General features: G+C 60.5%; 5 protein-coding genes. 3 read left to right on the forward strand and 2 right to left on the reverse strand.

Annotation, left to right across the window (positions count from 1 at the left end; all coding sequences use genetic code 11):
• Nucleotides 1–612: helix-turn-helix transcriptional regulator (locus OQK_RS17025; RefSeq protein ID WP_038861032.1), on the forward strand; the 612-nt coding region annotated here is incomplete at its 5' end.
• Nucleotides 613–743: 131 nt separating this feature from the next.
• Here the strand turns inward: OQK_RS17025 and OQK_RS30785 are convergent.
• Both OQK_RS30785 and OQK_RS17030 read right to left on the reverse strand, forming a co-directional pair.
• The gene (locus OQK_RS30785) at nucleotides 744–920 is read right to left on the reverse strand and encodes a hypothetical protein (RefSeq protein ID WP_016773438.1); all 177 of its coding nucleotides are present in this window, start codon (nucleotides 918–920) and stop codon (nucleotides 744–746) included.
• Nucleotides 921–1,138: 218 nt separating this feature from the next.
• Entirely contained in the window at nucleotides 1,139–2,044 is a 906-nt protein-coding gene (locus OQK_RS17030) for a LysR family transcriptional regulator (RefSeq protein WP_016773439.1), read from the reverse strand.
• Nucleotides 2,045–2,156: 112 nt separating this feature from the next.
• Between OQK_RS17030 and OQK_RS17035 the strand changes: the two genes are divergently transcribed.
• Nucleotides 2,157–3,035, forward strand: a complete 879-nt coding sequence (locus tag OQK_RS17035) for an MBL fold metallo-hydrolase (RefSeq protein WP_016773440.1) — start codon at nucleotides 2,157–2,159, stop codon at nucleotides 3,033–3,035.
• A 45-nt stretch (nucleotides 3,036–3,080) separates the two neighbouring features.
• On the forward strand, nucleotides 3,081–3,644 hold a 564-nt coding region (locus OQK_RS17040; protein WP_016773441.1), incomplete at its 3' end, for an NAD(P)-dependent oxidoreductase.

Raw genomic sequence — 3,644 nt, forward strand, 5'->3', positions numbered from 1 at the left:
GATGTTGAAGGCTTCATCGTCACCTTGGCCACGCCGCTGATCAATCATTTGCAGGCGCAATTGGGCGATTCGGTACACGCGTTGGCCCGGGCGGAAAACTACCCGGCCGGCAAGGATGGCGATTATCTCAACAGCCTGTTTTCAGCGTTGCAGGCCGAGTACAACGGCCATCAACCGGCGCGGGAAATGCTCATGCATTCGCTGGTCAGCGTGATCATGGTCTGGGTCAGCCGCCAGGCGATCGTTCGGCACAAGGCCAGCCAACGGCCGCAACGCCAGCGCGAATACCTCAACGGTTTCATTCAGTTGGTGGAAGAGACTTACCGCCAGCACGTCAAGGTCGAAGACCTCGCCCATCGCCTGGGCATCTCCGTGTCGCACCTCAACGGCACCTGCCGTGAATTGGCCGGGCAACCGGCATTGCAGATCATGCACGAGCGTCAGTTGCTGGAAGCCAAGCGCCTGCTGACCTACACCAGCATGACGATTTACGAGATGTCGGAGTTGTTGGGTTTTTCCGATCCGACCAACTTCACGCGCCTGTTCCGTCGCCGGGTGGGGATTTCGCCAAAGGCATTCCGCGACCGCTTGAAGGCCGAGCAACAACCTTAAAAGCACAACCCAACACCTGTGGGAGCGAGCTTGCTCGCGAAGGCGGAGTGTCATCCAACAAACAGGCTGACTGACCCACCGCGTTCGCGAGCAAGCTCGCGCCCACAGGGTTGCAGTCCAGCGCAGGTCTATCAGCGCAATGCGTTCAGCGTGGCATTGTGCGGAATACACCGCTCATAGTTGCAGCTCGCATACTCGCGCGGCAACTGGCGCAACTGCTCGACCCGCCAGGCAGCGGTGCCGTACAGCGCCAGCGTGGCGGCGCAGGTGATGAAAATGGCGGCGTATCTTTTTGTTTTGATGTTCATGGTGTTCGACCTCTGAACGTCTACCTTGCGGTATTACTTTGAGCATAGGTCAGCGGCGCGCACTTGCCAGCGAGTGCGCTTGAGGATTTAGCCGGCCATTCAGCGAATTGATGCCCATGTGGGAGCGAGCCTGCTCGCGAAGGCGGTGGTGCAAGCGACATCAATGTTGAAAGTACTGGCCTCTTCGCGAGCAGGCTCGCTCCCACAAGGGAGCGGGTTTACAGGCCGACATCCCACGCGGGATTTTCGGGAAAGCGCTGAACCAGAAAGTCGAGCATGCTGCGCAGTGCCGCCGGCATGTGTTTGCGAGAGGCGTACACCGCGTAGATATTCATCTGGCGCGGTTCTGCGTGTGGCAGCAAACGCAGCAGCTCGCCGTTGTGAATATGCACGCCAGCCTGGTAGGTCGGCAGCATCGCCACGCCCGCGCCGGCCAGGGTTGCGCGCAGAAGGGTGCTGGCCTCGTTGGCGCTGATATTGCCCTGCACCGGTACCGAAACCGGTTCGCCATCCTCCTCGAAATGCCACAGGCTCTTGCCGAAATAGGAATGGGTCAGGCAGTTATGTCGGCTCAAATCCTCAACCGTCTGCGGCGCCGGATGCTCAAGCAGATAAGCCGGCGCTGCGCAGACCACCGAGCGGCACACGGTCAGGCGCCGGGCGATCAGATTCGGATCAAGATCATTGCTGGTGCGAATCGCCAGATCGATGCGTTCATCGACCAGATTCACCGTGCGGTCGAGCATTTGCAGATCGATACTCACGCCGGGGTAAAGCCTGACGTACGCCGCGACCGCATCGGCCAGCTGCGCCTGGCCAAACGAGGTGCTGACGCTGATCCGCAGCAATCCGCGCGGCGCGTCATCGGGTTCGCTGACGGCGGCCTGCATGTCGTGCGACAAGTCGATCATCTGCCGACAGCGCGGGAGGATTTCGCTGCCGGCGGCGGTCAGGCTCAATTTGCGCGTGGTGCGGTGCATCAGCCGCGCGCCGACCCAGTCTTCCAGCTCCGCCAGATAGCGCGACACCACCGGCCGCGACAGGTCGAGGTGGTCAGCCGCCGCCGACTGACTGCCGAGGTCCACCACCGTGACGAATACTCGCATTGCTTGAAGCCGATCCATGATTTGCCCGCTTTCAGAAACAAACTATGTCCAAGCATCGCATTTTTTGTACTGAGTCTGGCAACTAAGCTCTGTTCATCGCCAGACTGGCATTCGCAATCCGGAGCAACAAATGATCGGCTTCACCCCCTTCAAACGCGTTCTGCTCGCCGCAGCATTTTTCGGCTTTGCCGCCTATGCATCCGCCGCCGAGCTGAGCCTCGATATCTACAATCCGGGCACCCAGGCGATTTTCCCGGTCAGCTCGGTGCTGGTCAGCGGTGAGAAAGAAGCGATTCTGGTCGATGCGCAATTCGGCAAATCCCAGGCCGAACAGGTGGTGGAGAAGATCCGCGCCAGTGGCAAACAGTTGACCACCATCTACATCAGCCACGGTGACCCGGATTACTACTTCGGCCTCGACACCCTGACCAAAGCATTCCCGCAGGCGAAAGTGCTGGCTTCGCAGCCGACTGTCGATCACATCAAGCACACCGTCGACGGCAAACTGGCCTTCTGGGGGCCGAAAATGGGCGCCGATGTGCCGGCGAAAACCATCGTCCCGGACGTGCTCAAGGGCGACAGCCTGACCCTCGAAGGCAAGCAATTGCAGGTGATCGGCCTCGACGGCAAGCAACCGGATCGCAGCTTCGTATGGATCCCGTCGCTCAAAGCTGTGGTCGGTGGCGTAGTGGTCGCCGAGAACATTCATGTGTGGATGGCCGACACCCAGACCGCGCAATCCCACGCCGACTGGCTGCACACCCTGCACGCCATCGAAAGCCTGAAACCGCAAACCGTAGTACCCGGCCATTTTCTGGGCGACAGCAGCCGCTCGCTGGCCAGCGTGAAATTCACCGCCGATTACATCAAGGCCTTCGATGCCGAAACCGCCAAGGCCAAAGACTCTGCTGCACTGATCGCAGCGATGAAAAAACGCTACCCGCAACTCGGCGAGGAAAGCTCGCTGGAGCTCAGCGCGAAAGTCGCCAAGGGCGAGATGCAGTGGTAAGCCGAACCTGAACACGCAGCATTTTCAAGCCAACTGGAGAATGTCATGAGCAAGATTGCAATCATTGGTGCCACCGGCCGTGCCGGTAGCCAACTGCTGGAAGAAGCCCTGCGTCGCGGCCACAGCGTCACCGCCATTGCCCGCGATACCTCAAAGGTCGGTGATCGCGCCGGTGTCGTCAGCAAGAGCCTCGACGTGCTGGATTCGGCGGCGCTGCAAGCGGCGGTGGCCGGTCACGACGCAGTGATCAGCGCAGCGCATTTCGCCACCGTCCCGGCCTCGGCGATTGTCGGACCGGTAAAACAGGCGGGCGTGAAGCGCTTGCTGGTGGTCGGCGGCGCCGGTTCGCTGCTGCTGCCGGATGACACGCGAGTGATCGACAGTGCCGGTTTCCCGGCTGAATACAAAGCCGAGGCGAGCGCGGGGGCGGCGTTTCTTGATGCGCTGCGTCAGGAGCAGGAACTGGACTGGACTTTCCTGTCGCCGTCGGCGGAATTTGTCGAGGGTGAACGCAGCGGCCAATATCGCGTCGGCAAGGATCATCTGTTGGTCAGTGCCGATGGGCGTAGCTGGATCACCTTTGCCGATTATGCGATTGCGCTGATTGAC

Origin of the sequence: Pseudomonas sp. R62, assembly GCF_000257605.1 — a bacterium.
Lineage (GTDB): Bacteria > Pseudomonadota > Gammaproteobacteria > Pseudomonadales > Pseudomonadaceae > Aquipseudomonas > Aquipseudomonas atacamensis.